Genomic DNA, 25,127 nt, shown 5'->3' with positions numbered 1-25,127 from the left:
CGACGACGCCCCGCCGACAGGGACGGGAACCCCATGCCTCACATGACCGCCTTCGCCAGGAACCAGTGGTACGTCGCCGCCTACGCCGAAGAGGTCGGGCGGGAACTTCTCGGCCGGACGATCCTCGGTGAGCCGCTCGTCTTCTACCGGACGGAAGAGGAGGGCACTCCGGTCGCGCTCCACGACCGGTGTGTGCACCGCCGGTACCCGCTGTCGGAGAGCGGGCTGGACGGGGACCGGATCGTGTGCGGTTACCACGGCTTCACGTACGACACGACGGGCGCCTGTGTGTACGTGCCGGGGCAGAAGCGGATCCCCCGGACGGCTCGGGTCGCCTCGTACCCGGTGGTCGAGCAGGACTCGCTGATCTGGGTGTGGATAGGCGACCCGGCGCTCGCGGACCCTCAGACCATCCCGCGCGCCAAGCACCTGTCCGCCCCCGGCTGGGTCACCGTGCGCGGCATGGAGCCGATCAACGCCGACTACGGTCTGCTCGTCGACAACCTGCTCGACCTCTCCCACGAGACCTATCTGCACGGCGGCTACATCGGCACCCCCGAGGTCGCCGAGACGCCGATCACCACCGAGGTCGACGAGGGCGCGGGCATCGTGCGGGTCAGCCGGCACATGGACGACGCCGAGTGCCCGCCGTTCTACGCCAAGTCGACCGGCATCGAGGGCCGGATCACCCGCTGGCAGGACATCGAGTACTTCGCCCCCTGCCTGTACCTGCTGCACAGCCGGATCGCCCCGGTCGGCGTGCTGCCCGAGGCGGACGGCAGCGACCCGAACGGCTTCCACACCGAGATCACGTACGCGATCACGCCGTCGTCGGACGGCAAGGTGTACGACTTCTGGATGGTCTCGCGGGACTGGGCGACCGACAACGACGAGGTCACCGAGTTCCTCAAGGGCAACAACCACACGGTCGTCATGCAGGACGTCGACGCGCTGAACCTGCTCCAGGAGACGCTCGGCACCGAGCGCACCGGCTACCAGGAGCTGAGCATCAACATCGACACCGGTGGTCTGGCGGCCCGCCGCATCCTCGCCCGGCTGGTCGAGCAGGGTGAGAAGCCGGTGGAGAAGGTCCAGTGAGCACACCTCCCACCTTCCAGACCGGAGAGGTCTACCGCATCGACTGGCTGCCGGGCACGGACATCCTGCACGGCACCTGTCACTGCGGGCGCGAGCACACCGCGCAGGACCCCATCGAGATGTGGGAGTGGATGCTCGCCCACCCCCAAGGACACGAGCCGCAAGGAAACAGCTCATGACCTCGTCATCCCCGTCGGCGTCGTACGAAGCCGAACTCGTCGTCGAGGGCCGGGAGTTCGCGGCCGACGGCGTGCTCGCCCTCACCCTGCGGCATCCCCTGGGCGAGGAACTCCCGGCCTGGGAGCCGGGGGCGCACATCGATGTGCTGCTGGGGCCGGAGCTGGAGCGGCAGTACTCCCTGTGCGGTGACCCGGCGGACCGGACGACCTGGCGGATCGGGGTCCTTCGGGAGCCCGACGGGCGCGGCGGATCGGCGTACGTGCACACGGAGTTGGCGCGGGGCGACAAGGTCCGGGTGCGCGGGCCGCGCAACAACTTCGCCCTGGAGCCGGCGCCCCGCTACCGGTTCGTGGCCGGCGGCATCGGTATCACGCCCATCCTGCCGATGCTGGCCGCGGCCGAGGCGGCGGGCGCGGAGTGGTCCCTGCTGTACGGCGGGCGCAGCCGTGAATCCATGGCGTTCCGGGCGGAGTTGGCCACGTACGGGGACCGGGTGACGGTCGCTCCGCAGGACGAGACCGGGCTGCTCGACCTCGGGGCGGTCCTGGACGGTCTGCCCGAGGACGCCCTGGTCTACTGCTGCGGGCCGGGCGCGCTGCTGGACGCGGTCGAGGAGCGGTGTCCCGGGCGGGCGCTCAGGATCGAGCGGTTCCGGCCCAAGGAGCAGGAGACGGGCCCGGACAGCGAGTTCGAGGTTGTGCTGGAGCGGACGGGCAAGACGGTCACCGTACCCGTCGGGGTCTCCGTGCTCGACACCGTGCGGGCCGCCGGGGTCGAGGTGCTCTTCTCCTGCGCCGAGGGCACCTGCGGTACCTGTGAGACGGACGTCCTGGAGGGCACCCCCGACCACCGGGACTCGGTGCTCAGCGACGAGGAGCGCGAGGCCGGGGAGACCATGCTCATCTGCGTGTCCCGGTGTCAGGGGGCACGGCTGGTGCTCGACCTGTAGTGACACCGGCCGGTCCGGCGGCAGTGCCGCCCGGGCCGGCATCGGCTCCGGCTCCGGCTCCGGCTCCGGCTCCGGCTCCGGCTCCGGCCACAGCATCGGGATTGGCTCGGCACAGGGCGGCCCCCGGGGCCACACCTCGCCCCCGGCCCGCGGCCGTCCCGGCCACGCACAGGTCGGCCTCGATCCGGGCGACCGTGGCCAGCAGATGGGGCAGGAGGTCGCGCCGTACCGACTCCACGGAGGTGCGGCCGGCGTGCACCGGGATGTTCACACCGGCCACCACCTCCCCGTCCCCGTCCCGCACCGGGGCGGCGACCGATCTGAGCCCCTCCTCCAGTTCCTGGTCGACGACGGCGTACCCCTGACGTCGCACGCGACGCAGCTCGGCCCTCAGCTGGTCGGCGGAGACGAGGGTGCGCCGGGTGAGGGGCCTGAGGTCGGCGCGGGCGAGCCGGGCGTCGATCTCCTCGTCCGGCAGGTGCGCGAGGACCACCCGGCCGACCGAGGTGACATGGGCGGGGAAACGGGTGCCCACGGTGATCGTCGCCGTCATGATGCGGCTCGTGGGCACCCTCGCCACGTACACGATGTCGTCGCCGTCGAGGACGCACAGCGAGGACGACTCCCCCACCTGCGCGACCAGCCGCTCCAGATGCGGCTCGGCGAGGTCGGGCAGCGTGAAGCTCGACAGATACGCGAAGCCGAGTTCGAGCACACGCGGGGTCAGCCGGAACAGCCGGCCGTCGGTGTGGACGTACCCGAGGTCGACGAGGGTGAGCAGGAAGCGGCGGGCGGCGGCCCGGGTCAGCTCGCAGGTCCGGGCCACCTCGCTGAGCGTCAGCGCGGGGTGCTCGGCGTCGAAGGCCCGGATGACCGCGAGGCCCCGCTCGAAGGACCGGACGAAGTGCGGTTCGCGTGCTCCGCCGAACCGGTCCCGATCTGGCATCGTCGCCTCCCGGAAAGACGCACAGAGAGCGCACGGAAACCACTCGAACGGAGCGCGCCCCGTGCGCTCCGCACGCACGATGGTGCGCTCTGCGCACGCTAGGAGCACACTTCTGCAACTGTCAACGACCTTGCACGGCAAGGGCATTGACCCGCAACCGGCGGCGTTCTACCTTCCCGCTGAGCACTTCTGTGCGGTGTGCGCACAGCATGTCGAAACAGCCCGTCGAAGAACGGTCCCATCAGGGGGAGTCATGCGTCGTCTGCTCATCGGCCTCGCGGCCGGCACCGTGTTCGTCGCCGCGACGGCCTGCGGTTCGTCCGACTCCGGGTCGGACGGCGGGGACTCGTCATCCGGCGGCACCACCACGCTCAAGCTCGGCGTCATCCCCATCATCGATGTCGCCCCGATGTACCTGGGCCAGAAGAAGGGCTTCTACAGCAAGCGCGGGCTCGAACTGGAGCCGACGCTCGCCCAGGGCGGCGCGGCGATCGTGCCCGGTGTGGTCTCCGGCCAGTTCGACTTCGGCTTCAGCAACATGACCTCGCTGCTGGTGGCCCAGTCGAAGAACGTACCCGTCAAGGCCGTGGTGAACGGAGTCGCGTCCACCGGCAAGGCGGGGGCCGACTTCGCGGAGATCGCCGTGCCGAAGGGCAGCCCCCTGAAGTCCGCCAAGGACCTGGAGGGCAGGAAGGTCGCCGCCAACACCCTCGGCAACATCTGCGACACCTCGGTCAACGAGTCGGTCCGCAAGAACGGCGGCGACCCCTCCAAGGTCGAGTACGTCGAGATGCCGTTCGACCAGATGCCCGCCGCCCTGTCCAAGGGCCAGGTCGACGCCGCCTGCGTGGTGGAGCCCGCGCTCGCCACGATCAAGTCCCAGGGCGGCACCGTCCTCGCCTCGAACTTCGTCGACGTGTCGCCATACCTGACCGTGGCCATGTACTTCACCTCCCAGCAGTACGCCCAGAAGAACCCCGAGGTGGTGAAGAAGTTCCAGGAGGCCACGGCCGAGTCGCTCGCGTACGCCGACGAGCACCCGGACGAGGTCCGCGAGATCATCACCACGTACACGAAGATCCCGGAGAACCTGCTGGAGACGGTCGTCCTGCCCCGCTGGCCCGCCGAGCCGGACCGTGCCTCCATCGAGCGGCTGGCCGAACTGGGCCAGCAGGACGGCCTGTTCGAGAAGGCCCCGGACCTGGACAAGCTGCTGCCGTGAGGGGTGCGGACGCCGCACTCGGCGCGGCCGGGCTCGCGGGATTCCTCGCCCTGTGGGAGGCGCTCCCGCGGCTCGGCCTCGTCGAGGACGAGTACTTCCCGCCGGTCAGCCGGGTCGCCGACGCCCTGGCCACCGAGCTCGCCGACGACACGTTCTGGACCGCGCTCGGGGACACGCTCACCGGCTGGGCCCTGGGGCTCCTGATCGCGGTGACGGCCGGAATCCTGACCGGAGTCGTCATCGCCGTCGTGCCGTATCTGCGCGAGGCGACGTCCTCCACGATCGAGTTCCTGCGCCCGATCCCCTCGGTCGCCCTGATCCCCCTCGCGGTCCTCCTGTACGGCACCGAACTGCGGTCGGTGCTCCTGCTGGTGGTCTACGCGTCCTTCTGGCAGATCCTGATCCAGACGCTGTACGGCGTCCAGGACGTCGATCCGGTCGCCGAGGAGACGGCCCGCTCCTACGGCCTGGGCACCTGGGCGCGGGTCCGGCACGTCCTGTGGCCCACGGCGCTGCCGTACGTCATGACGGGCGTCCGGCTGGCCGCCGCCGTGGCCCTCATCCTGGCCGTGACCGCCGAACTCGTCATCGGCGCACCGGGGTTGGGCCAGCGCATCGCGGTCGCCCAGACCTCGCAGGCCGTGCCGGAGATGTACGCCCTGGTGGTGGTCACCGGGCTGCTGGGGCTGCTCATCAACGTGGGTGCCCGCACGGTGGAGCGACGGGCGCTGGCCTGGCACCAGTCGGTGCGCGGGGAGGTGGCGGTGTGAGCCGCGTACCGCTCCGGCTGCTGTTCGTCGTCGCCCTCCCCCTCGTCCTGGTCACCGTCTGGTGGCTCGCGTCGGACGACAGCACCGATGTCTACTGGCCGCCCCTGCGCACGATCCTCACCACCTTCCCGGACGTCTGGACGGCCGAGCGGCTGCGCGCCGACGTCCTGCCCAGCATGCTGCGCCTGTCCGCCGGCTACGCCCTGGCGGCGGTGGCAGGCGTCGCGCTCGGCACGGTCATCGGCTCCTACCGGCGGGTGCGGGCGGTCTGCGAGCCGGTGCTGGAGTTCCTGCGGGCGGTGCCGCCGCCGGTTCTCGTGCCGGTCATCATGCTGTTCGCGGGGATCGGCGACACGATGAAGATCGCCGTCATCGCGAGCGGCTGCGTGTGGCCGGTCCTGCTCAACACCGTCGAGGGCGTCCGGGCGGTGGACTCGGTGATGTCCGAGACGGCCCGGTCGTACGGCATCACGGGTGCGGCCCGGCTGCGGAACGTCGTGCTGCGCTCGGCGAGCCCCCAGATCTTCGCGGGGCTGCGGCAGGCGTTGTCCATCGGCATCATCCTCATGGTCATCAGCGAGATGACCGCGTCCAGCAACGGGCTCGGCTACACCATCGTCCAGTTCCAGCGCGGCTTCGCGATCCCCGACATGTGGACCGGCATCCTCGTCCTCGGTCTGCTCGGGTTCCTGCTGTCGGTCGTCTTCCGGCTGGTCGAGCGGCGCGTGCTCGGCTGGTACCACGGTCTGCGCGCGTCCTCCCGGCGGTCGTAGTGAAACTCGAGAAGGGGCAGCGGGCGATGCACGCCTTGCTTGACGTATCGGGCCTCAAGAAGGTCTACGAGGGTTCCGGGCGGCGCGTTGAGGCGGTCCGGAACCTCACCTTCACCGTCGACGCGGGCGAACTGGTCTGCCTGGTGGGCCCGTCGGGCTGCGGCAAGACGACCCTGTTGAAGTGCGTGGCCGGCCTGCTGAACCCGACGGCCGGTGAAGTCCTCCTCGGGGGACGGCCGGTGGACGGGCCGCCGCCCGGCATGGCGGTCGTCTTCCAGGAGTACGGGCGCAGCCTGTTCCCCTGGATGCGGGTCCGCGACAACGTGGAACTCCCGCTGAGACAGAAGAGGTTGAGCAAGGACCGGCGGCGCGCGCTGGTCGACGACGCGCTCGCCTCGGTCGGCCTCTCCGACGCGGCGGGCGCGTATCCCTGGCAGCTGTCCGGCGGTATGCAGCAGCGGGTGGCGATCGCCCGGGCGCTGGCGTACGAGCCGGACGTGCTGCTGATGGACGAGCCGTTCGCGGCGGTCGACGCCCAGACCCGCGCCGATCTGGAGGACCTCGTTCGGGGCCTGTGGCGGGAGCGGGGCATCACGATCCTCTTCGTCACCCATGACATCGACGAGGCCGTCTACCTGGGCGAGCGGGTGCTGATCCTCTCCGCCTCGCCCACCGTCGTCCAGGAACAGCTCAAGATCGATCTCCCCGCCGAACGCGACCAGTTGCACACCCGGGTGGCGCCGCGCTTCGCGGAGCTGCGGACCCATGTGTACGAACAGATCCAGGCGGCGAAGCGGGGCGTCGCCCTGGACAAGGATTGACCGCCCCGGACAGGGATGGACCTCCGGCGCCGTCGGCGACCTGAACGCCGGCGGCGCCGGAGGGGGTGCGGCTCACCTCTCGGGCGAGGGCACCACGCTCAGGTGGCTCGTGGTGGTGCGCCGGGGGCGGCGCGGCCTGCGGGCGACCTCGGCCGGCCGGCCCACCTCGCGCAGGACCAGGGTCATCCGGCTGTAGCCCATGTCGCGCAGGGTGTCGGGGGTCTCGCCGACGACACGGCAGTCGGTGGCGCCCCAGCGCGGGTCCGGGTGGAGCAGGGGGCGTACGGCGCCGTCGTGCCGGCCGGCGCCGGGGCCGACCGTGCGGAGCCAGTGCGGGAGGCCGTGGCGGTAGGCGGCGTCCATGATCGGGTCCTGGGCGATCTCCCGGCGGATGGACTGCAGGCCCCGGTCCTGGCCGTGCGTCTCCACGGCGGCGGCGAAGTGGGCGAGCATCGGCAGGCACCAGCTGGACTCGTGGTCGCCGAGGACCGTGGCGGCGTCCGGGTGGAAGAGCACGAAGCGGAGGAAGTTGTCGCCCGGCATGGCTGTCGGGTGCGGTCCCACGCCGCCGAAGAGCGTCCGGAACGCGGAGTTGGCCAGGACGACGTCCCAGCGGTGGTCGAGGACGACGGACGGGAACGGCACGGACTCCAGCAGCGCGGCGTAGTCCTGGAGGTACGCCTGTGCTTCCTGGGTTTCCAGGGTGTCGGGGACGGGCCGCGGTACCGACCGCTGCCCTCCTGCCTGATATGCCATCGGGAGGTCACCCCTCTTGCCTATGCGGCCTTCACGCGGCGCCTTGATCCTCCTGCCCTGAGCGGAGTCGTGTCAACTATCGTGGCATTCGGCGTCGGTTGACGGCTGAATCTCGCCACAGTTGTGGCGAGGCCTGGATGTGAGTTCGACCGAACCGCTAGTCTCCCCGCAGTTCACGGTGTACTTGCCGGGACCAGGGTCTCGCGCCAGGCTTGGTTCCACGGATTCCGCAGTACCGCGAAATTGGCCTGAGAGAGACGTAGGAGATCTGTCGGTGACGGATGGCTTCGAGGTTCCGGACGCCGCGGCGACGGTTCTGCTGCCGGCCGTCGTGGCCCGTGTCACCGCGCTGGCGGACAAGCTGCGCGTGGCCCACTCGGAGGTCTTCGACACCCGACGGCTCTCGGTCGCGTCCGGTGTGCCGGAAGCGGTGGTGAAAGCGCTGCTGAGCGGGCAGCGGGCCGGTGAGCCGGACATCCAGGCCCGTTTCCTGCAGCGCCTGGACCTGCTGCGACGCACCCGGCTCAAGCCCAACGGCCGCAGATACACCCAGCAGGAGATCGCCGACGGCGCCGGAATGTCGCGCCAGCAGGCGGGCGCTCTGATCAACGGCGACCGGCGCCCCACGATGGAGCACTGCGACGCCATCCAGCGCTTCTTCAGGGTGCACGCGGGTTTCCTCACCGCCGAGGATCCCGAGGCGCTGGCGAGCGCCCTGATGCGGACCGAGCAGGAGCTCCTCCAGCAGCTCGCCGAGCGTGAGCGCGCGGCGGCCGAGGCCGCCGACGACCCGTTGCAGCGGCTGCTGCAGAACCACGGTGTGCGCTCCATCGCCTGGCGGGCGGCCCAGCTGCCCACCGACCAGCACCGCGACAAGGTGGCGGAGTGGCTGGACATGCTGCTGGAGAGCGTCAAGCGGCCCGAGTCCTGACCGGGGGAGATCTGTGGGCATCGGAAAGGAAATGCGCCGTCTGTGCGGCGAGTTGGTCGGCGAACTCACGCTGCCGGCACCGGCGGACCCCGCCGACCTCTACAGCGCCCTGTGCGACGCCATGAGCAGACGCCGCGGCCGCCCCGTCCACTACCGCACGGCCGCGTTCCCGCCGGGCACGGCCAGCGGGCTGTGGCTGGACATGGCGGAGCAGGACCTGGTCGTCATCGAGGAACGCACCGCCCCCGACCACCAGTTGGTGATCCTCGGCCACGAGCTGTGGCACATGCAGGCCGGGCACTGCGGCCATCACATGGACGGTGCCGCGGTCGCCGCGCGCTTACTGAACCGGGACGCCGATCTGTGCGAGACCGTGCTGAAGGTCGCCGCCCGGACCCGTTTCGACCTGGCGGACGAGCAGGACGCCGAGAGCTTCGGGCTGCTGCTGGCCAGCAAGTGCCGTATGTGGCTGGCGGGTTCGGCTCTGCGCGGGCCTGTGGGCCGCGATCACCTGGCCGGCCGCATCGGGGCCTCGCTGGGCTACCGCGGCCCGCAGGGCTGAGCGGCCGGACCGCGGAAACGCCGAGACGCCGAGACGCCGAAGACATGGACGGGTCCAGCTACTACCTACCGGCCGTCGCGATGACGATCGCCCTCGCCCTGAAGACGCCCGCGCTGCTGCGGAACTGGGGCGACCACCTGATCAGATCCGTGTGCGCGCTGATGACGCTGGCCGCGCTGGTCTTCTGCTTCGCCGCGCCGCCGACGATCAGCGAGGTCAACCGTGTCACCGGCGTCCCGAACATCTCGGCGGCCGTGGTCTATTTCCTGCTGAGCGCCTTCAGCGGTTCCTGCCTGGTGCTGATCACCTACTGGCGCGGCGGCCCACCCGAGACGACGCGCCGCCTCTCGCGCCGCTGGATCGCCGGGTACGGCGCGGTGTGTGCGGCGATCGTGCTGCTGTTCGTGCTCGGCGAGGCGCCCGTGGAGCGGGTGCGGGACTTCGACACGTACTACGCCAACACCCCGTTCCTGCGCGAGATGATCGTGCTGTACCTGACCGGGTTCACCGTCGCGGGTGTCGCGATGAACGTCATGTGCTGGCGCTGGGCGCTCCAGGTGCGCGGCTGGCTGCGCGCCGGGCTGCTGATCATCGCGTTCGGCTTCCTGGTGAACGTGCCGTTCGCGGCGGTCAAGCTGGTCGCCGTGGTGACCCGCTGGCAGGGCGGGGACCTGGACTACCTGAGCACGTACGTCGCCCCGGTGCTGTCGTCCGTCGGCGCCCAGGTCTGCGCGGTCGGCTTCTGTCTGCCGCTGGCCGGGGAGCGCCTCGGCGACTCCTGGACCATCTGGTCCATGTACCGCCGGCTCGGCCCGCTGTGGCGGGAGTTGCGCCCCGTCTGGGCCCAGGCGAGCCACGACGTGCGGATCTCCTGGTGGGCGCCGGCCCGGCTGCAGATGACGCAGCGGGAATCCGACATCCACGACGGCATGCTCAGCCTGTACCCGTACTTCGACTCCGAGGTACGCGCCAAGGCGTACGACGCCGCCGTCGCGGCGGGCTCCGAGCCCCTGCAGGCGCGGGCCGAGGCCGACGCGGCGATGGTGACGGCGGCCGTACGGGCCAAGGCGGACGACCCGGAGGGCCGGGTCATCAGCTCCGCCCCGGCCGACGCGCCCGCCCCGCCCGCCGAGAACCCCCGTGACCTCGTACGGATGTCCATCGCCCTGCGTCAGTCACCCGTCGTGGCGGCCGCCCGTGAATGGGCCGCCGCCACCAGGTCAGAGAGCGACTTCCATGAACGAACCCGTTAGCGGCCCAGGCGCCACCTCGGCCCCCCCTCCCCAGCGTGCCGTCGTCGTCGGCGCGGGCCTGGCCGGCCTGCTGGCCGCCGCCGCGCTGCGCGACCACGCCGAGGTCACCGTCGTCGACCGCGACGCGCTGCCCGAGGGGCCGGAGCCCCGCAAGGGCGTCCCACAGGCCCGTCACGCCCATCTGCTGTGGTCCGGCGGGGCCCGGGCGATGGAGGAACTCCTGCCGGGCGTCACGGAGGCCTGGCTGGCGGCCGGTGCCCGGCGTATCCCGCTGCCGACCGGTCTGGTCTCGATGTCGCCCCAGGGCTGGTTGCGGCGCTGGCCCGAGATGCAGTTCATGATCGCGTGCAGCCGCGATCTGCTGGAGTCGGTGGTCCGCGCCCACCTCCTCGCCGGCCCCCGGGTCACCGTCCTCGACCGCGCCGAGATCCTGGGCCTGGAGGGCGACGCCTCCCGGGTCACGGGGATACGCGTCCGCCCCGCCGACGGCGAGGAGCGGGTGCTCGCCGCCGACCTGGTGGTGGACGCCGCCGGCCGTGGTTCGCGGGGCACCGCCTGGCTGGACACGCTCGGGGTCTCGCCGGCGCCGATGGAGGAGGTCGACTCCGGGCTCGTGTACGCCAGCCGGATCTTCCGGGCGCCCGCCGGCACCGAGGACTTCCCGGTGGTCAATGTGCAGCCGGACGGCTCGCAGCCGGTGCCGGGGCGCAGCGCGACCCTGGTGCCCATCGAGGGCGGACGCTGGCTGGTGACGCTGTCGGGCACCCGGGGTGGTCAACCAACCGCTCTCACCGAGGAGTTCGAGGGGTTCGCACGGAGCGTCCGGCACCCGGTCGTCGGCGAGCTGATCGCCCGCGCCGAGCCGCTGACCGACGTCGTCGTCACCCGCAGCACGATCAACCGGCGGCGCTTCTTCGAGAAGGTGTCCGACTGGCCCGACGGGTTCGTCGCGACCGGCGACTCGGTCGCCACATACAACCCGATCTACGGCCACGGCATGTCGGTCGCCGCCCAGAGCGCCCTCGCGCTGCGCGCACTGGTCGCGGCGCGCGGTCTCACGGCGCCGGGGCTCGCGCGCCGCGTCCAGAAGGCCGTTGCGGTGCCGGTGACCCTCGCGTGGGAGCTGGCCACCGGCGCGGACATCCGTTACCCCGAGGCCATCGGCAAGCAGCCGAACCCCGTGCAGAGGCTGTTCGGCCGCTATCTGGAGCGGCTGGCGCGGACGGCGCTCGGACGGCCCCTGGTCTGCGACGCGTACCTCGGCGTGGTCACCCTCAACGAGCCGATCGGGGCGCTCGTCAGACCGGAGGTCGTCCTGGCGGTGCTGCGCGGCCCGCTCAAACGCCCGCCGCTGGAACCACCGCTGACGGACCATGAGCGGGAGACGGTCCTGGGCGCGTCACCTCGATAGACACGGGATTGTCAGTGGTGGACGGCAAGCTGGGGGTGTGCCACCCGTATGCCGGGGCGGGCACGGAGTTTCGCCGATCCGACCAGGGGAGAGCCGTTCGATGCCGACCGCCGTACTGACCGACCGCGAGCGCGCCGCCGTCCAGGCCTATCTGCGACTGCTGGGGACCGTACGAGCCGCCTTCGACGGGCCGCCGGACGCACGCCGACCACCCGTGGTGCCGCCGGGCACGCTCGCCGAGGCGGAGCAGGCCCTGGCGGCGGCCGGGCTGGCGGGCAACGAGGAGGAGTTCTTCCGGCTGCTGCGGAGTTGGTGCCCGGAGGTCTGAGCCTGCGGGTGCGACGGTCCGCCGGGTGTACCCGGCGGACCGTCGTCGCACTCCTGGGGGGCTAGGTCAGGTACATTCCGGCGGCCTGGTCCACCAACTGCCGCAGGGCCGGCAAGTAGGTCTCGTCGCCGCCCACTTCGTCGAGCACGCGGTGCGCCTCGTCGCGGAACGCCGCGAGGTCCTTCTCGAAACGACGGAGAACGGCGGGGGCGAGCAGCAGCGCGCGGAGTTCCGCACGCTGCTGCTCGGAACTCCGCGCGGCGGCGCTGAGTTCCGCGACACGCGCCCTGGATTCGGGAGGCGTCTCCTCCAGGGCACAGGCGAGCAGATAGGTCACCGTGCCGTTGCGCAGGTCCTCGTCACGGCCGGAGAGAATGTCCTCCTGGTCGTTGAAGAGCTGCCAGAGGATGCCGAAGACATCCCCGAATTCCCGCCATTGTTCGGTCCGTTCGACCCCCGCCCCGGACAGCAGCGCGGCCATCGCCGTGATCATTTTGAAAGGTGCGCCGGATTTTCCGCGATAGGCGGCGACGACCGCGTCCCGCGAGGCGTTCTCCACATCGCCGCGCAGATCCTTCAACTGGCCTTCCACGGCACCGATCCAGCAGTTGACGATCTCACCGGTGAGGGCGTTGCGCATCGTGTCCGGCACCGACTGCGCCTGCACGACCCTGATCGGAAGGGCCTGTCCGGTGAGGACGGACGCCAACAGCGCCTCGTCCGTGCCGAGTCCGTCAGGGGTGTGCGCGCCGTGGCCGTCGGCCAGGTCGTCGAGATAGCAGGCGGAGGTCCACCACAGGACATGCACCGCCGCCAGGGGAACGGCCGGGTCCGGCGTGCCCGTCTCGGCGGCGTGCACGAGGAGCGGAAGCACGGACAGGGGGTATTTCATCTGCTGGTGGCCCAGCAGCCCGGATATGGATTTCCGTACCGCAGTGGATGACGGCCCGAGTCTGTCCAGGGCGGTCGTGATCTCCGCGTCGATGTCCGACGCGACCTGTCTGTGCAGATCCACGTAGGAAAAGGAGTTCACCTGGCGTCCTCGTACTCCGTGGGGAAGGGAACCGAGACCGCCGTCGCCAGCAGCCCCCGCCGGACGGTCCAGCGTCCGTCGAAGGCACCGATACGGCGACCGCCCACCACCGGTCCGGGCACCAGGAGTTCGGCGCGCAGTCCGCCGGAACGGCCGCCGGGGTCGACGGTCACCTCGATGTCGGCCTCCGAGAAGTCCAGCCACCGCCCGGTGAGCGGGAACCATGCCTTGTAGACGGACTCCTTGGCACTGAAGAGCAGCCGGTCCCAGTGGACCGAGGGGTGGTGGGCGGTCAGGCGGCGCAGTCGGGTCTCCTCCACGGGGAGCGCGATCGCCGTCAGGACGCCCTCGGGCAGGGCGTCGTGGGGTTCGGCGTCGATGCCGAGGGAGGCGAGGTCGACGGCGCGGACCAGCGCGGCGGCCGCGTACCCCTCGCAGTGGGTCATGCTGCCGGTCAGCCCGTCCGGCCAGCCGGGAGCGCCGCGCTCGCCGGGCACGATCGCGCGCGGCGCCACCCCGAGCTTCTCCATGGCCCTCCGGGCGCAGGAGCGTACGACGGTGAACTCGCGGCGCCGCTTCTCCACGGCCCGGGCCACGACCGCCTCCTCCTCGGGATACAGCTCGATCCCCTCGGCCGCGGCGGCGTCATCGGCGTGCGCCTCCACGACCACGACCGACCCCGGGAGCAGTTCCTCGATCACCGGCTCCGACCTCCATCGGCAGAATGCGGCGCAGCCTGCCCGGGGGTTCCGGGCGCGGCCGCCACTCGCGGGGGTAACCCACGGACACCTCTTCGAAGCGGACGCCGTCCAGCCAGGTCGTCCGCGGGATGTGCAGATGGCCGTAGACCATCACCTCGACGTGGAAGCGCCGGTGCCAGTCGGCGGTCAGCTCCGTGCCGCACCACATCGCGAACTCCGGGTAGTGCAGGACGTCCGTCGGGTGCCGGTCGAGCGGGTAGTGGTTGACCAGCACCGTGGGCAGGCCGTCGGGGATCTCGGCGAGCCGGCGTTCGGTCTCGGCGACCCGGGCGCGGCACCAGTCGTCGCGGGTCGGATACGGGTCGGGGTACAGCACATGCTCGTCGGTGCACACCACACCCGTGCCGTACGCGTACTCCAGGCCCTCTTCCTTCGTCGCGCAGTCCTTGGGCAGGAACGAGTAGTCGTACAGGAGGAACAGCGGGGCGATCACCACCGGCCCGTCCGGTCCCTCCCAGCGGGGGTAGGGGTCCTCGGGGGTGACGACGCCCAGTTCCCGGCAGAGGGCGACGAGGTGCTCGTACCGCTCGACGCCCCGGTACGGGACGGTCTCGCTGGGGTGGGTCCACAGCTCGTGGTTGCCCGGCACCCACACGACCTTGGAGAAGCGGCCGGCGAGGGTCTGCAGGGCCCAGCGGATGTCGGCGACGGTCTCGGCGACGTCACCGGCCACGAGGAGCCAGTCGTCGTCGGTCTCGGGGCGCATCTGTTCGACCAGGGCGCGGTTCTCGGGATATCCGATGTGCAGATCACTGATGGCCAGCAGACTTCCATGACGGCCGCCCCTGGACTCCACCCGTACCCCCTCCTGAACACCGAACATCCACACGAGAACACAGGTGCGCACCGGTGGACAAGAGCGACTGGCCGAACCGCCGGAGACGTCCCGGAAAGACCGCGGCGCGAGGATTAACACGCGCGTGACAGAAACATGGGCCCCAGTGGCCGTATGATCCGTCCTACACCACCGCCACGCCCCTTCTTCGCGTACGGCGGTTCGGCGTACCTCCATCCCCCCTGGCCGGGCACGGCCTGCTCCGCCGTGCCCGCGAACCCTGGAAAGGCGGCCTGCATGGTCTCTCGCGTACGCGTCTGGCTCAACCGCACGTACGCGGAGAACGTCTTCTTCATGGATCAGCTGCGGCATAATCCGCACGCTTGTCCGGTGGACATCCATGCCACGCACGGCGACGCCGACTCCCCCGTACTGGCCGCCGCCGACACCGCCGACCTGGAGCCCGACGGGCTCTCCCCCGCCGCGTACGTCGAGTACGCGCTCGACCAGTGCGCCAAGCGCGGCATCGACGTGTTCGTGCCCCGGCTGCACCAGTCGGCCATCGCCGCGCACCGCGAGGAGTTCGCGGCACTCGGTACGGCCCTGCTGGCGCCGCCCGCCGACGCCATCGAGGTCTTCGAGGACAAGGTGACCGCGTACGAGGCGGTCCGGGAGCACGGGGTGCCGGTGCCGCCGTGGTTCCGGGTGACGAACGCCGACGAACTCGTCGCCGCCGTCGAGGAGTTGGAGGACGCCGGGCACAGGGCGTGCTTCAAGCCGGCGGCCGGGGCCGGTGGTGTGGGCTTCCGTGTCGTCACGCGCGCCCCCTTCTCGCTCACGCACCTCAGCGGATTCCCGACCCCGTATGTGCAGCTCGACATGGTCGTCGAGGCGGTGCGGGCGGCCGAGGAACCCGTCGACTGGATGGTCATGCCGCGCCTCGAACAGCCGGAAGTGTCCGTCGACTGCCTCACCGGTCCCGACGGGCGGGTGCGGATGGCCGTGGGGCGCACCAAGAACGGCCGTCGGCGCGGTTTCACGCTCCACCCCGCGTGGATCGAGCCGGCGCGGCTGATCGCGGAGCGGTTCGATCTGCACCACCTGACGAACATCCAGTTCCGCATGTACGGCGACGAGCCGGTCCTCATGGACGTCAACACGCGTCCGGCGGGCGGGCTGCACCAGCTCGCGCTGTGCGGGATCAACGCGCCTTGGGCCGCTGTGCGGTTGGCGCTCGGCGAGGACCCGGGCGAGGTGGTGCCGACGCGGCTGGGGCAGGACTACACGGTGGTGTCGGGGGCGCGGCCGGTGCGGCCCGTGGTGTTGCCGCATCAGGTCGAGACGCCGGTCGCCGTCGTCGTGCCGGAGCCGGAGGCTGTGGAGGCGCGTGCGCGGGCGGTGACGCCGCCGGCCGTCTGCAAGTCCACCGCCGACCGTCCACTGGCCGTCTGACAAAGGGTGCGGGTGGGTGGGGGCTGGTCGCGCAGTTCCCCGCGCCCCTGCAAGGACACGGCCCCTGCGGGCCGAAAAGCACGGGGCGCAGCCCCGGCTTTTCAGGGCGCGGGGTACTGCGCGAGCAACCACACACCACCCGCCCCCGTCCACGCACGGAAGAACTACGTCGGGTAGCCCCACAGTTCGGCCAGCTCCGCCAGGCGGGGCGGGAGTTCCGCAGTCGGGTCCGCCTCGCGGGCCCGTTGAATGCGGCCGGACTTGATCGTGGAGGACCAGTCGCCGAGTTGGGGACGGAAGGTGCCGTGGTCCTTGGTGCCGTAGTCGAGCATGCCGGGCTCCCACTCGACACCCAGGTGGTCACAGATGCCCCGGGTGACCTTCTCGGGCTCGGCCGTGAGCTCCTCGTACCGGATCACATGGACGGGGAGGCTCTGCCGGGCCTCCTCCAGCTTCTCGCTGTAGGAGAGGACTTCGGCCCGGATCGCCTCGTGGTCCGGATCGGTGCGGCGGCTCGTGAGGGACTGGACGACCGCGCCGGGGTGCCGCAGCAGCAGGATGTAGCGGGCGTTCGGCCAACATCGGTGCAGCCGCGGCCAGATGAGGGTGTTCGGCGGCGTCTTGTCGACGATGACCCGCTTGCCGCTGCGGGTGAGCTCATGGTGGAGGATGCGGTCCCACAGGACGTGCTCCAGCTCGGTCTTGTCGAGTTCGAGCGCCTTCATGGCGTCCCCGGTGAAGTCCCGCGAGAGATGGACGTGGACCGTCCGAAGGTGCATCTCGTGCGGGGCCCGGATCTGGCTGTGGCTGTTGAGGATCACCCGCAGCAGCGTCGAGCCGGAGCGCACGGAGGAGAGGACGAACACCGGGGCGTCCACCAGCCGGGAGGCGCGGGGAGCCACATACTTCGGCTCCTCGGTGGCGTCGGCCTCGCTGCGGGGCGCCGGCACGGCGTTCAGGGGCTTCTTCGGCGGGCTCACCGCCTCGGCGATCAGTCTGCCGCGGCGCCTCAGCCCCTTGCCGATCGCGGACATGCGCGGATCTCGCACGATGACACCTCACAACTCTCTCTCACGTACTTCCGTATCACACGGGTGACAAGCGAACTCCAGGTGTCATAGAGGGAACGAGAAGTGGTCGCGGCGGGCAAGGCACCCGCCGCGACCAGCTGTTTTATGCCTTTCTTAATTCTTGATGGGAACGGCGGTCACCGTTCCCCCACCGCCAGCCGCAGTGTCTGCACCTCGAACGGGCGCAGCGTCACCGGAACGCCGCTGCCGTCAGTGGCCGCCTCCGACAGGGGGCGTTCCAGCAGGTCGGTGATCTGGGCCCCGGCGAGCGGGAACCCGGTGCGCACGACGCCCTGGGCGCGTCCGCCGCGGGACTCGTAGAGGCGGACGACGACGTCACCGGAGGCGTCGTCGGCGAGCTTGACCGCCTCGACGGTCACGCCCTCGCCGTCCACGGACACGACCGGTTCGGGGGCGCCGGCCGCGTCGGCGACGCGCAGCGGCAGGTTGAGGGCGTAGCCCTCGGCGACCGCGTCGTCGATGCTCGCGCCGGGGAGGAGCGAGTAGGTGAGGCGGTGCCTGCCCTGGTCGGCCTCCGGGTCCGGGATCCGCGGGGCGCGGACGAGGCTGAGGCGGACCGTGGTGGTCGTACCGCCGTCCTCGCGGACCGTGCGGGAGACGTCGTGGCCGTAGGTCGAGTCGTTGATCACCGCTACGCCGTAGCCGGGCTCGGCCACGTGCACCCAGCGGTGGCCGGAGACCTCGAAGCGGGCCGCCTCCCAGCTGGTGTTGGTGTGGGTGGGGCGCTGGATGTGGCCGAACTGGATCTCGGCGGAGGAGTGGGGCGCCCGGATGTCGATCGGGAAACCGGCCTTGAGGAACTTCTCGGCCTCGTGCCAGTCGATGTCCGTCTCGAAGTCGATCCGGGGGCTGCCCGCGCGGAGACTGATCGTCTGGGTGATCCGGGAGCCCTTGCCGAACGAGCGCTCCACGCGGATGGCGCCGAGGAGGGGATCCTCCTCGACCACGGTCACCGACTCCGCTTCCAGCAGGTCCGTGTAGCGGTTCTTGTAGTGCTTGTCGACGTCCCAGGCGTCCCAGTAGTTCGGGAGGTCGGTGTGCAGGCGCAGCAGGTTGCCCTTGTCGCCGAGGACTTCGCGGTCGGCACGCAGGTCGCGGACGGAAGCGAGGGTTCCGTCCTCCGCGATCTCGACCCGGACCAGGCCGTTGTCGAGGACGCGGCCGGAGACGGTGACGGGGTGCGGGGGTTCGGTGGCGGTGAGGGGCGCGCTGCCGCCGGCCGGCACCTGTACGTACACCGGTGCGCCCGCGGACGTACGGATCACCTCGGCCCGGTCGCGCGGGCTGGTGTTGAAGACGCGTGGGTCACCCGCGCCGAGGGCGGTGACCGCCTGCGTCGTCAGCTCCTCCAGTTCCCTCGCCACCCTCGCGTACTCCGCCTCCGCCTCGCGGTGGACCCAGGCGATCGAGGAGCCGGGCAGGATGTCGTGGAACTGGTGGAGGAGGACCGTCTTCCAGAGGCGGTCGAGCTTCTCGTACGGGTAGGCGTAGTCGGCGGCGTGGAGCGCGGCCGTGGTCGCCCACAGCTCCGCCTCGCGCAGGAGGTGCTCGGAGCGGCGGTTGCCCTGCTTGGTGCGGGCCTGGGAGGTGTAGGTGGCGCGGTGGAGTTCGAGGTAGAGCTCGCCGTTCCAGACGGGGGCGTCCTCGTACTCGGCGCGGGCCTTGGCGAAGAACTCGTCGGGGTGTTCGACCACGACCTTCGGGGAGCCTTCGAGGTCGGCGAGGCGCCGGGCCCGTTCCATGATCTCGCGGGTGGGGCCGCCGCCGCCGTCGCCCCAGCCGAAGGGGGCCAGGGAGCGGGTGCCGGCGCCCTTCTCCTGGTAGTTGCGGACGGCGCGGTCCATCTCCTCGCCGCTGAAGCGGGCGTTGTAGGTGTCGACCGGCGGGAAGTGGGTGAAGATCCGGGTGCCGTCGATGCCCTCCCACCAGAAGGTGTGGTGGGGGAACCTGTTGGTCTGGTTCCAGGAGATCTTCTGGGTGAGGAACCAGTCGTTGCCGGCGAGCTTGGCGAGCTGCGGGTAGGAGGCGTTGTAGCCGAACGAGTCCGGCAGCCAGACGCCCTTGGTCTCGATGCCGAAGTGGTCCATGAAGAACCGCTTGCCGTGGACCAGCTGGCGGGCGATGGCCTCGCCGCCGGGCAGGTTGCCGTCGGACTCGACCCACATGCCGCCGACCGGGACCCACTGGCCCTTGTCGACGGCCTTCTTGATGCGCTCCCACACCTGCGGGTAGTTGTCGCGCACCCACTCGTACTGCACGGCCTGGGAGCAGGCGAAGATGAAGTCCTCGTACTCGTCGGCCAGCGCGGTGACGTTGGAGAAGGTGCGGGACGTCTTGCGCTTGGTCTCGCGGATGGGCCAGAGCCACGCGGAGTCGATGTGGGCGTGGCCGACGCCGGAGATGGTGTGGGCGCTGGCGTGGGCGGGCTTGGCGAGGACGGGGGCGAGGATCTCCCGGACGGCCGTGGCGCTGCCGGAGACGTCGTCGAGGTCGACGGCGTCCATGGCCCGGTCCAGGGCGTGCAGGATCTCGTGGCGGCGGGGCTCGTGCTCGCCGAGATGGACCATCAGTTCGCGCAGCACCTGGAGGTCCAGGTCGAGGTGCCAGACCTCCTCGTCGAGGACGGCGATGTCGGCGCGTTGGAAGGTGTAGAGGGGCTTGTCGCCGGCGGTGAGGATGTCGCCCAGTGGCGTGATCCTGGAGAAGTTGTCGGCGAGGATGTCGGGGTTGGAGGCGGCCTCGACCAGGTAGTCGATGGTCTCGCCGCCGCGTACGGGGTTGCCGATCGGCACGTACTGGTTGAGCGGGTTGACCGCCTTCAGCGGGGTGCCGTCGGCGAGGTGGACGAGGGCCTCTGCCTGGTTGCCGGGCCAGTCGCCGACGAAGCCGAGGTCGATGACGGCCTCGACGCGGCGGCCCGCCCACTCAGCGGGCACCTGGCCGTGCATGCGGAACCAGGTCGTGCCCCACGGCGGGCCCCACGGGGTGTCCATCGCGAACGGTGTGTACGAGGCGGCCGCGGCCTCCTCGAAGGGGACGGGCTCCCCCGGCGCCTGCCAGGCCTCGACCTCGAAGGGCACGGAGGCCGCGTAGATCGCGGGCTTGATGCGTTGGGTGTGGACGCGCTCTACGCGTTCCTCGATCCGGCGGCGTTCGTCATGCATGAGGTCTCCAGAGAGGGGGCGGAGCAGAAAGCAGGGAGAGGACGGGGACGGAAAGCGCTTTCCGCCGGGGAGCTTACTTCAGGTAGTCGAGGCCGGGGTGCACCGCCGTGTAGCCCTCGACCAGGCGGCGGGCGACGTTCACCGAGTCCACCAGGGGGTGCAGTGCGAAGGCCTTCACGGCGGCCGTACGGGAACGCGATTCGGCGGCGGCCAGCACCTCGCGCTCGACGGCCTTGACCGCGCAGACCAGGCCGGTTGCGTGGTCGGGCAGCGGGGCGACGGAGACCGGGTGGGCGCCGTTGGCGTCGACCAGGCAGGGCACCTCGATGACGGCCTCGGTGTCGAGGACGGAGAGGGTGCCCTTGTTGCGGACGTTGAGGATGAGGGTGGTGCGCTCGTCGCGGGCGATGGCCCGCATCAGGGCGAGGGCGACCTTCTCGTAGCCGCCGGAGAGGTCGTCGGCGTCGCGTTCGCCGGCGCCGGCCGTCTCCCGGTTCTCCGACATGTACGTGGCCTCGCGCTCTGCGCGGGTGCGGTCCCAGGCCTTGAGCGCGTGGGCGTCGGGGCGGCGCATCTCCTCGTAGAAGTGGGCCTGCTGGTCCTTGAGGAAGGCGCCGCGGGTCTTCTCGGCCGCCTGGTAGGCGCGTACGGCCTCGCGGTTGAAGTAGTAGTAGTGCAGGTACTCGTTGGGGATGGCGCCGAGGGACTGGAGCCAGTCGACGCCGAAGAGCTTGCCCTCCTCGAAGGAGCCGAGGAGGTCGCGGTCGGCGAGCAGACGCGGGAGTTCGTCACGGCCGGCGACGCGCAGGCCGCGCACCCAGCCGAGGTGGTTGAGGCCGACGTAGTCGATCCAGGCCTCCTTGGGGTTCGCCACCCCGAGGACGCGGGCGATGCGGCGGCCGAGGCCGACGGGTGAGTCGCAGATGCCGATGACGCGGTCGCCGAGGTGGCGGGACATGGCCTCGGTGACCAGTCCGGCGGGGTTGGTGAAGTTGATGACCCAGGCGTCGGGGGCGAGACGGGCCACCCGCCGGGCGATGTCCACGGCGACAGGGACCGTGCGCAGGCCGTAGGCGATGCCGCCGGCGCCGACCGTCTCCTGGCCGAGGACGCCCTCGCCGAGGGCCACGCGCTCGTCGTGCGCGCGGCCCTCCAGGCCGCCGACGCGGATCGCGGAGAAGATGAAGTCGGCGCCGGTGAGGGCCTCGTCGAGGTCGGTGGTGGCGGTCACCTCGGGCGCGTCGGGCACGTCCGCCGCCTGCTCGGCGAGGACGCGGGTGACGGCGGAGAGCCGTTCGGCGTCCAGGTCGTGCAGGACGACCCGGGTGACCCGGCCCTCGGCGCGGTCCCCGAGGAGCGCCCCGTACACGAGGGGCACCCGGAATCCTCCGCCGCCCAGAATCGTCAGCTTCACGCAACTACCACCTTTGCCGATCGTGCATATGTCCCGGTTGGGCCGGCACCGTGGGCGCCGACCGTCCGACACGTGTCATCCCGTCATGGGTGCGGGCCGTGCCCGCATGTCTCTCCCATGAGGTCGTTCATGTGGTCACCACCTCGACCCCCGCCTCCTCCAACGACGACAGGGTGCCCGCCTCCACGGTCCCGTTCGTCACCAGCACGTCGATCTCCCTGGGTCCGCAGACCCGCGCCATCCCCGTGCCGGGGAACTTCGCGGAGTCGGCGAGCAGGACGACCTTGTCGCTCGCCCTGATCATCGCGCGTTTGACGGGGACCTCGACGACGGTCGTGTCCATCACCTGTCCGCCGGGCCGCACTCCGCTCGTGCCGAGGAAGAGCCAGTCGGCGTGCAGCTGCCGGAGGTTGTCCTCGGTGAGGAACCCGACGAGGGAACGGTACTCGCGGCGGACCATGCCGCCGAGCAGCACCAGTTCGATGCCCTCGTCGTCGGCCAGTTCCTCGTAGACCACCAGGTTGCTGGTGATCACGGTGAGGCGGCGGCCGTGCAGCTGCCGGGCCAGGCGGTAGGCGGTGGTCCCGATGTCGAGCAGCACGGACTGACCGTCGCGGACCATCGAGGCGGCCTTCGCCGCTATCGCGTCCTTCTCGGCCACCCGCACCTCGGCGACCTCGGCGAAGGGCTGGTCGCCCTCCTCCACGACCGCGCCGCCGTGCACCCGGGTGAGCAGGCCCTCCTCCTCCAGCCGGACGAGGTCACGCCGGACGGTGGCGGGGCTCACACCGAGCTGTTCGGACAGGTCGGTGACGGCCGCCGGGCCGCCTGATCTCAGGGCCCTCAGGATGAGTTGGTGTCGTCGCTCTGCCAGCACGCGCTGAACAGTACTCGTCATTCCCAATCATTTCCATGCTCACTTCTGCTCGACTCTTGCCAAACACCCCGGAGGCGCGCACGATCTGTGCACCGAATTTGAAGACTTTTGAAGAGTGATCTTCGAAGGGCTCGACGAGAGGGTGCACGCGTGGACGACGACCGGCCCGATGTGCTGCTGACCGGGCTGCTCTTCTACGACCTCGTGCTCACGGGGCTGGGAAGGCCGCCCACGCCCGGCGAGGAGATCTGGACCGACGGCATGGGCTGCGGTCCGGGCGGCATCGCCAACCTGGCGGTGGCCGCCGCCCGTTTCGGCCTGCGCACCTCCCTGGCCACGGTCTTCGGCGACGACTACTACGGCGCCTACTGCCGGGACGTCCTCGCCGGACAGGAGGGCGTCGACCTCTCCCTCTCGCGCACCGCCGACGGCTGGCACACCCCCGTCACCGTCTCCCTCGCGCACGGCAACGACCGTGCCCTGGTCACCCACGGCCAGGAACCGCCGTACTCGCAGGACGAGTTGATGCGCACTCCGCCCGAGGCGCGCACCGCCCTCGTGCACCTGGAGGCCGAGCCGCGCGAGTGGCTCGCCAAGGCCGCCGCGAACGGCACGCACATCTACGCGGACGTCGGCTGGGACCCCACCCAGCGGTGGTCCCGCGACCTGCTCGACCAGCTCGCGCTGTGCCACGCCTTCCTCCCCAACGAGACCGAGGCGATGGCCTACACCCGCACCGACAGCGCGGTCGCCGCGCTCGGCACGCTGAGCGAGCTTGTGCCGGTGGCCGTGGTCACCCGCGGTGGCGAGGGCGCGGTCGCGGTGGACCAGACGACCGGTGAGTACGCGGAGGTGCCGGCCCTCGACGTCGACGTGCTCGACGCGACGGGCGCCGGGGACGTGTTCGGCGCGAGCTTCGTCGCCGCCTCCCTCGGCGGCTGGCCCCTGGCCGAGCGGCTGCGGTTCGCCGTGCTGTCCGCCGGACTGTCGGTGGGCCACCACGGCGGAGGTCTCGCCGCACCCGGCTGGTACGGCGTCGACCGCTGGTGGCGCTCACTGACCCAGCCCGACCTGAAGAAGGCCTACGGCTTCCTCGCGGACCGCATCCCCGCCGACGTCGGCCCACCGGTGCACCACGCCCCGGTCACCCCGCCCACGCGGCTCCACTGACCCCCGCCCCTCACAAAAAGCCCCTAAGCACCACGAACAGGAACAAACAGGAGTGACCCGTGGACCTTTCTCGTAGAGGCTTCCTCCAGGCCGCCGTCTTCACCGCGGCAGCCTCCGGACTGACCGTCGCCTGCGGCGGCGGCTCGGAATCCGGCGGTACCAAGAACGGCAAGAACCTGACCATGTGGTACTGGGGCGGCGCCCTCAGCGACAAGGTGGTCGCCGAGGCCAAGACGCACTTCAAGGGCCAGATCAAGCTGACCAGCGCCTCCATCGGCGGCGACTTCAAGCAGAAGCTCACCACCACCCTCGCGGCGGGCGGCTCCTCCGTGCCGGACATCACCGGCATCAAGGGCGAGGACATCGCCTCCTTCCTGCCCAACGCCGACCGCTTCCTCGACCTGAACGACCTGGGCTTCAAGAAGATCTCGTCCCAGTACCTGGAGTGGAAGACCAAGCTCGCCCAGACCAAGGACGGCAAGCAGATCGGGTTCCCGATCGACATCGGCCCCACCGCGCTCTTCTACCGCGAGGACTTCTTCGACAAGGCCGGGCTGCCCACCGACCCGGCCGAGGTCGCCGCCGAGGCCAAGACCTGGGAGGACTACTTCGCGCTCGGCACCGAGCTGAAGAAGTCGCAGCCCGGTGTCTTCCTGGTCAACAACATCAGCTCGGTGTTCAACATCGCGGTCGGCCAGGGCACCAAGCGGTTCATCGACGAGGACAACCACTTCATCGGCGACCAGGAGCACATCCGCACCGCGTGGGAGACGGCGATCCGCCCCTACACCCTGGGCATCGACGCCAAGATCAACGACCAGACCTGGAACGCCGCCATCGGCAAGAACCTGGCGACCGAACTCGGCGCCGCCTGGCACGCGCTGGACATCCAGTCGGCCGCCCCGGGCACCAAGGGCAAGTGGCGGGTCTGCGCGACGCCCAACGGGCCGGCCAACCAGGGCGGTTCCTACCTGGCCCTGCCCTCGCAGTGCCGGAACCCCGAAGAGGCCTTCAAGATCATCAGCTGGATCCTCAGCCCGGACAACAACGCCAAGAGCTACGCGGACGCCACCATCTTCCCCGCCTCCCCGGAGACGTACGCGATGGAGGCCATGACGGGACCCGACGAGTTCTTCGGCGGACAGAAGATCATCGAGGTCTTCGGCCCGGCCGCCGAGGCCATCCCGGTGAGCTACGAGGCACCCGCCGACTCCGCGGTCATGGCGCCGTTCATGGCGGAGCTGAGCAGCATCGAGGCCAAGGGCAAGAAGCCCGACGACGCCTGGAACGACGCGGTCGCCCAGGCCAAGCAGATCGCCCGGCGACAGGGGGTGAACTGAGGTGTCGTCCCCTCCGGTCACCGGCCCCGCCGCGGTGCGCGAGCACCGCG

General features: G+C 70.8%; 23 protein-coding genes and 1 pseudogene. 15 read left to right on the top strand and 9 right to left on the bottom strand.

The window, feature by feature from the left end; all coding sequences use genetic code 11:
• The first annotated feature begins 33 nt into the window (after positions 1-33).
• The 3 genes from ACWD26_RS41640 to ACWD26_RS41630 are packed head-to-tail and all read left to right on the top strand — an operon-like array spanning position 34 to position 2,227.
• Positions 34-1,098, top strand: coding sequence for an aromatic ring-hydroxylating dioxygenase subunit alpha (locus tag ACWD26_RS41640; protein WP_451278564.1), 1,065 nt, complete (start codon positions 34-36; stop codon positions 1,096-1,098).
• Positions 1,095-1,277: a hypothetical protein gene (locus tag ACWD26_RS41635; RefSeq protein WP_257537723.1), complete on the top strand. Its 183-nt coding sequence runs from the start codon at positions 1,095-1,097 to the stop codon at positions 1,275-1,277. Before ACWD26_RS41640 ends, ACWD26_RS41635 begins: the two co-directional genes overlap by 4 nt.
• The gene (locus ACWD26_RS41630) at positions 1,274-2,227 is read left to right on the top strand and encodes a PDR/VanB family oxidoreductase (protein ID WP_451278562.1); all 954 of its coding nucleotides are present in this window, start codon (positions 1,274-1,276) and stop codon (positions 2,225-2,227) included. Before ACWD26_RS41635 ends, ACWD26_RS41630 begins: the two co-directional genes overlap by 4 nt.
• Before the next feature lie 133 nt (positions 2,228-2,360).
• Here ACWD26_RS41630 and ACWD26_RS41625 read toward each other — a convergent pair.
• Positions 2,361-3,173 (bottom strand): annotated as a pseudogene (locus tag ACWD26_RS41625) (IclR family transcriptional regulator domain-containing protein); the annotation flags it as partial.
• Positions 3,174-3,426: 253 nt separating this feature from the next.
• On the opposite strand from ACWD26_RS41625, the gene ACWD26_RS41620 reads away from it, so the two are divergent.
• Genes ACWD26_RS41620 through ACWD26_RS41605 form a run of 4 tightly spaced genes read left to right on the top strand, consistent with a single transcriptional unit; the run spans position 3,427 to position 6,759 of the window.
• Positions 3,427-4,395 carry an ABC transporter substrate-binding protein gene (locus tag ACWD26_RS41620; RefSeq protein WP_451278560.1) on the top strand — a complete coding sequence of 323 codons (969 nt, stop codon included), beginning with the start codon at positions 3,427-3,429 and terminating at the stop codon, positions 4,393-4,395.
• Positions 4,392-5,165 (top strand): ABC transporter permease, encoded by a 774-nt coding sequence (locus ACWD26_RS41615; protein WP_451278558.1) that lies wholly within the window; start codon positions 4,392-4,394, stop codon positions 5,163-5,165. The genes ACWD26_RS41620 and ACWD26_RS41615 overlap by 4 nt, the downstream gene beginning before the upstream one ends.
• Positions 5,162-5,938, top strand: a complete 777-nt coding sequence (locus tag ACWD26_RS41610) for an ABC transporter permease (protein WP_451278556.1) — start codon at positions 5,162-5,164, stop codon at positions 5,936-5,938. Before ACWD26_RS41615 ends, ACWD26_RS41610 begins: the two co-directional genes overlap by 4 nt.
• A 26-nt stretch (positions 5,939-5,964) precedes the next feature.
• Positions 5,965-6,759 carry an ABC transporter ATP-binding protein gene (locus ACWD26_RS41605; protein ID WP_451278554.1) on the top strand — a complete coding sequence of 265 codons (795 nt, stop codon included), beginning with the start codon at positions 5,965-5,967 and terminating at the stop codon, positions 6,757-6,759.
• A 72-nt stretch (positions 6,760-6,831) separates the two neighbouring features.
• On the opposite strand, the gene ACWD26_RS41600 is transcribed toward ACWD26_RS41605, so the two are convergent.
• Positions 6,832-7,515 carry an MmyB family transcriptional regulator gene (locus ACWD26_RS41600; RefSeq protein WP_451278552.1) on the bottom strand — a complete coding sequence of 228 codons (684 nt, stop codon included), beginning with the start codon at positions 7,513-7,515 and terminating at the stop codon, positions 6,832-6,834.
• A 274-nt stretch (positions 7,516-7,789) separates the two neighbouring features.
• On the opposite strand from ACWD26_RS41600, the gene ACWD26_RS41595 reads away from it, so the two are divergent.
• From ACWD26_RS41595 to ACWD26_RS41575, 5 genes are all read left to right on the top strand, one after another.
• Entirely contained in the window at positions 7,790-8,446 is a 657-nt protein-coding gene (locus ACWD26_RS41595) for a helix-turn-helix domain-containing protein (RefSeq protein ID WP_451278550.1), read from the top strand.
• Positions 8,447-8,477: 31 nt separating this feature from the next.
• Positions 8,478-9,008, top strand: a complete 531-nt coding sequence (locus ACWD26_RS41590; RefSeq protein ID WP_451278548.1) for a toxin-antitoxin system, toxin component — start codon at positions 8,478-8,480, stop codon at positions 9,006-9,008.
• A 44-nt stretch (positions 9,009-9,052) separates the two neighbouring features.
• The gene (locus tag ACWD26_RS41585; RefSeq protein ID WP_451278546.1) at positions 9,053-10,261 is read left to right on the top strand and encodes an MAB_1171c family putative transporter; all 1,209 of its coding nucleotides are present in this window, start codon (positions 9,053-9,055) and stop codon (positions 10,259-10,261) included.
• The gene (locus ACWD26_RS41580; RefSeq protein ID WP_451278545.1) at positions 10,245-11,672 is read left to right on the top strand and encodes an FAD-dependent monooxygenase; all 1,428 of its coding nucleotides are present in this window, start codon (positions 10,245-10,247) and stop codon (positions 11,670-11,672) included. Before ACWD26_RS41585 ends, ACWD26_RS41580 begins: the two co-directional genes overlap by 17 nt.
• A gap of 100 nt (positions 11,673-11,772) precedes the next feature.
• Positions 11,773-12,000, top strand: a complete 228-nt coding sequence (locus ACWD26_RS41575; RefSeq protein WP_451278544.1) for a hypothetical protein — start codon at positions 11,773-11,775, stop codon at positions 11,998-12,000.
• 61 nt (positions 12,001-12,061) lie between these two features.
• Here ACWD26_RS41575 and ACWD26_RS41570 read toward each other — a convergent pair whose 3' ends face one another.
• From ACWD26_RS41570 to ACWD26_RS41560, 3 genes are read right to left on the bottom strand one after another with little or no spacing between them, the layout of a single operon-like run.
• A complete protein-coding gene (locus ACWD26_RS41570) occupies positions 12,062-13,033 on the bottom strand; it encodes a polyprenyl synthetase family protein (RefSeq protein ID WP_451278543.1) in 972 nt (323 codons plus the stop codon).
• A complete protein-coding gene (locus ACWD26_RS41565; RefSeq protein ID WP_451278541.1) occupies positions 13,030-13,734 on the bottom strand; it encodes a 4'-phosphopantetheinyl transferase family protein in 705 nt (234 codons plus the stop codon). The genes ACWD26_RS41570 and ACWD26_RS41565 overlap by 4 nt, the downstream gene beginning before the upstream one ends.
• Positions 13,679-14,617, bottom strand: coding sequence for a metallophosphoesterase family protein (locus ACWD26_RS41560; RefSeq protein WP_451278539.1), 939 nt, complete (start codon positions 14,615-14,617; stop codon positions 13,679-13,681). Before ACWD26_RS41560 ends, ACWD26_RS41565 begins: the two co-directional genes overlap by 56 nt.
• Before the next feature lie 249 nt (positions 14,618-14,866).
• Here ACWD26_RS41560 and ACWD26_RS41555 point away from each other — a divergent pair, with 249 nt between their 5' ends.
• Positions 14,867-16,021 (top strand): ATP-grasp domain-containing protein, encoded by a 1,155-nt coding sequence (locus tag ACWD26_RS41555; protein WP_451278537.1) that lies wholly within the window; start codon positions 14,867-14,869, stop codon positions 16,019-16,021.
• Positions 16,022-16,185: 164 nt separating this feature from the next.
• Here ACWD26_RS41555 and ACWD26_RS41550 read toward each other — a convergent pair whose 3' ends face one another.
• The 4 genes from ACWD26_RS41550 to ACWD26_RS41535 all read right to left on the bottom strand — a co-directional run bounded on the left by ACWD26_RS41550 (position 16,186) and on the right by ACWD26_RS41535 (position 22,567).
• Positions 16,186-17,070 carry a sulfotransferase family protein gene (locus ACWD26_RS41550; RefSeq protein WP_451278535.1) on the bottom strand — a complete coding sequence of 295 codons (885 nt, stop codon included), beginning with the start codon at positions 17,068-17,070 and terminating at the stop codon, positions 16,186-16,188.
• Positions 17,071-17,228: 158 nt separating this feature from the next.
• Positions 17,229-20,276 (bottom strand): alpha-mannosidase, encoded by a 3,048-nt coding sequence (locus ACWD26_RS41545; protein WP_451278533.1) that lies wholly within the window; start codon positions 20,274-20,276, stop codon positions 17,229-17,231.
• Positions 20,277-20,349: 73 nt separating this feature from the next.
• Positions 20,350-21,690 carry a 6-phospho-beta-glucosidase gene (locus ACWD26_RS41540; protein WP_451278531.1) on the bottom strand — a complete coding sequence of 447 codons (1,341 nt, stop codon included), beginning with the start codon at positions 21,688-21,690 and terminating at the stop codon, positions 20,350-20,352.
• 127 nt (positions 21,691-21,817) lie between these two features.
• Positions 21,818-22,567, bottom strand: a complete 750-nt coding sequence (locus ACWD26_RS41535) for a DeoR/GlpR family DNA-binding transcription regulator (RefSeq protein ID WP_451278588.1) — start codon at positions 22,565-22,567, stop codon at positions 21,818-21,820.
• 150 nt (positions 22,568-22,717) lie between these two features.
• On the opposite strand from ACWD26_RS41535, the gene ACWD26_RS41530 reads away from it, so the two are divergent.
• Together ACWD26_RS41530 and ACWD26_RS41525 are read left to right on the top strand one after the other, a co-directional pair.
• Positions 22,718-23,737, top strand: coding sequence for a carbohydrate kinase family protein (locus tag ACWD26_RS41530; RefSeq protein WP_451278529.1), 1,020 nt, complete (start codon positions 22,718-22,720; stop codon positions 23,735-23,737).
• A 59-nt stretch (positions 23,738-23,796) separates the two neighbouring features.
• Entirely contained in the window at positions 23,797-25,077 is a 1,281-nt protein-coding gene (locus tag ACWD26_RS41525; protein WP_451278527.1) for an ABC transporter substrate-binding protein, read from the top strand.
• Positions 25,078-25,127: the final 50 nt, after the last annotated feature.

Source organism: Streptomyces sp. NPDC002787, assembly GCF_053592095.1.
This window is presented reverse-complemented; position numbering and strand designations above follow the sequence as displayed.

Bases quoted from the DNA above. Each gene is read 5' to 3' on its own strand.
- ACWD26_RS41640 (WP_451278564.1), top strand. From the start codon at position 34: ATGCCTCACATGACCGCCTTCGCCAGGAACCAGTGGTACGTCGCCGCC.
- ACWD26_RS41630 (WP_451278562.1), top strand. From the start codon at position 1,274: ATGACCTCGTCATCCCCGTCGGCGTCGTACGAAGCCGAACTCGTCGTC.
- ACWD26_RS41620 (WP_451278560.1), top strand. From the start codon at position 3,427: ATGCGTCGTCTGCTCATCGGCCTCGCGGCCGGCACCGTGTTCGTCGCC.
- ACWD26_RS41605 (WP_451278554.1), top strand. From the start codon at position 5,965: ATGCACGCCTTGCTTGACGTATCGGGCCTCAAGAAGGTCTACGAGGGT.
- ACWD26_RS41600 (WP_451278552.1), bottom strand. From the start codon at position 7,515: ATGGCATATCAGGCAGGAGGGCAGCGGTCGGTACCGCGGCCCGTCCCC.
- ACWD26_RS41590 (WP_451278548.1), top strand. From the start codon at position 8,478: ATGCGCCGTCTGTGCGGCGAGTTGGTCGGCGAACTCACGCTGCCGGCA.
- ACWD26_RS41585 (WP_451278546.1), top strand. From the start codon at position 9,053: ATGGACGGGTCCAGCTACTACCTACCGGCCGTCGCGATGACGATCGCC.
- ACWD26_RS41580 (WP_451278545.1), top strand. From the start codon at position 10,245: ATGAACGAACCCGTTAGCGGCCCAGGCGCCACCTCGGCCCCCCCTCCC.
- ACWD26_RS41575 (WP_451278544.1), top strand. From the start codon at position 11,773: ATGCCGACCGCCGTACTGACCGACCGCGAGCGCGCCGCCGTCCAGGCC.
- ACWD26_RS41560 (WP_451278539.1), bottom strand. From the start codon at position 14,617: ATGTTCGGTGTTCAGGAGGGGGTACGGGTGGAGTCCAGGGGCGGCCGT.
- ACWD26_RS41555 (WP_451278537.1), top strand. From the start codon at position 14,867: ATGGTCTCTCGCGTACGCGTCTGGCTCAACCGCACGTACGCGGAGAAC.
- ACWD26_RS41545 (WP_451278533.1), bottom strand. From the start codon at position 20,276: ATGCATGACGAACGCCGCCGGATCGAGGAACGCGTAGAGCGCGTCCAC.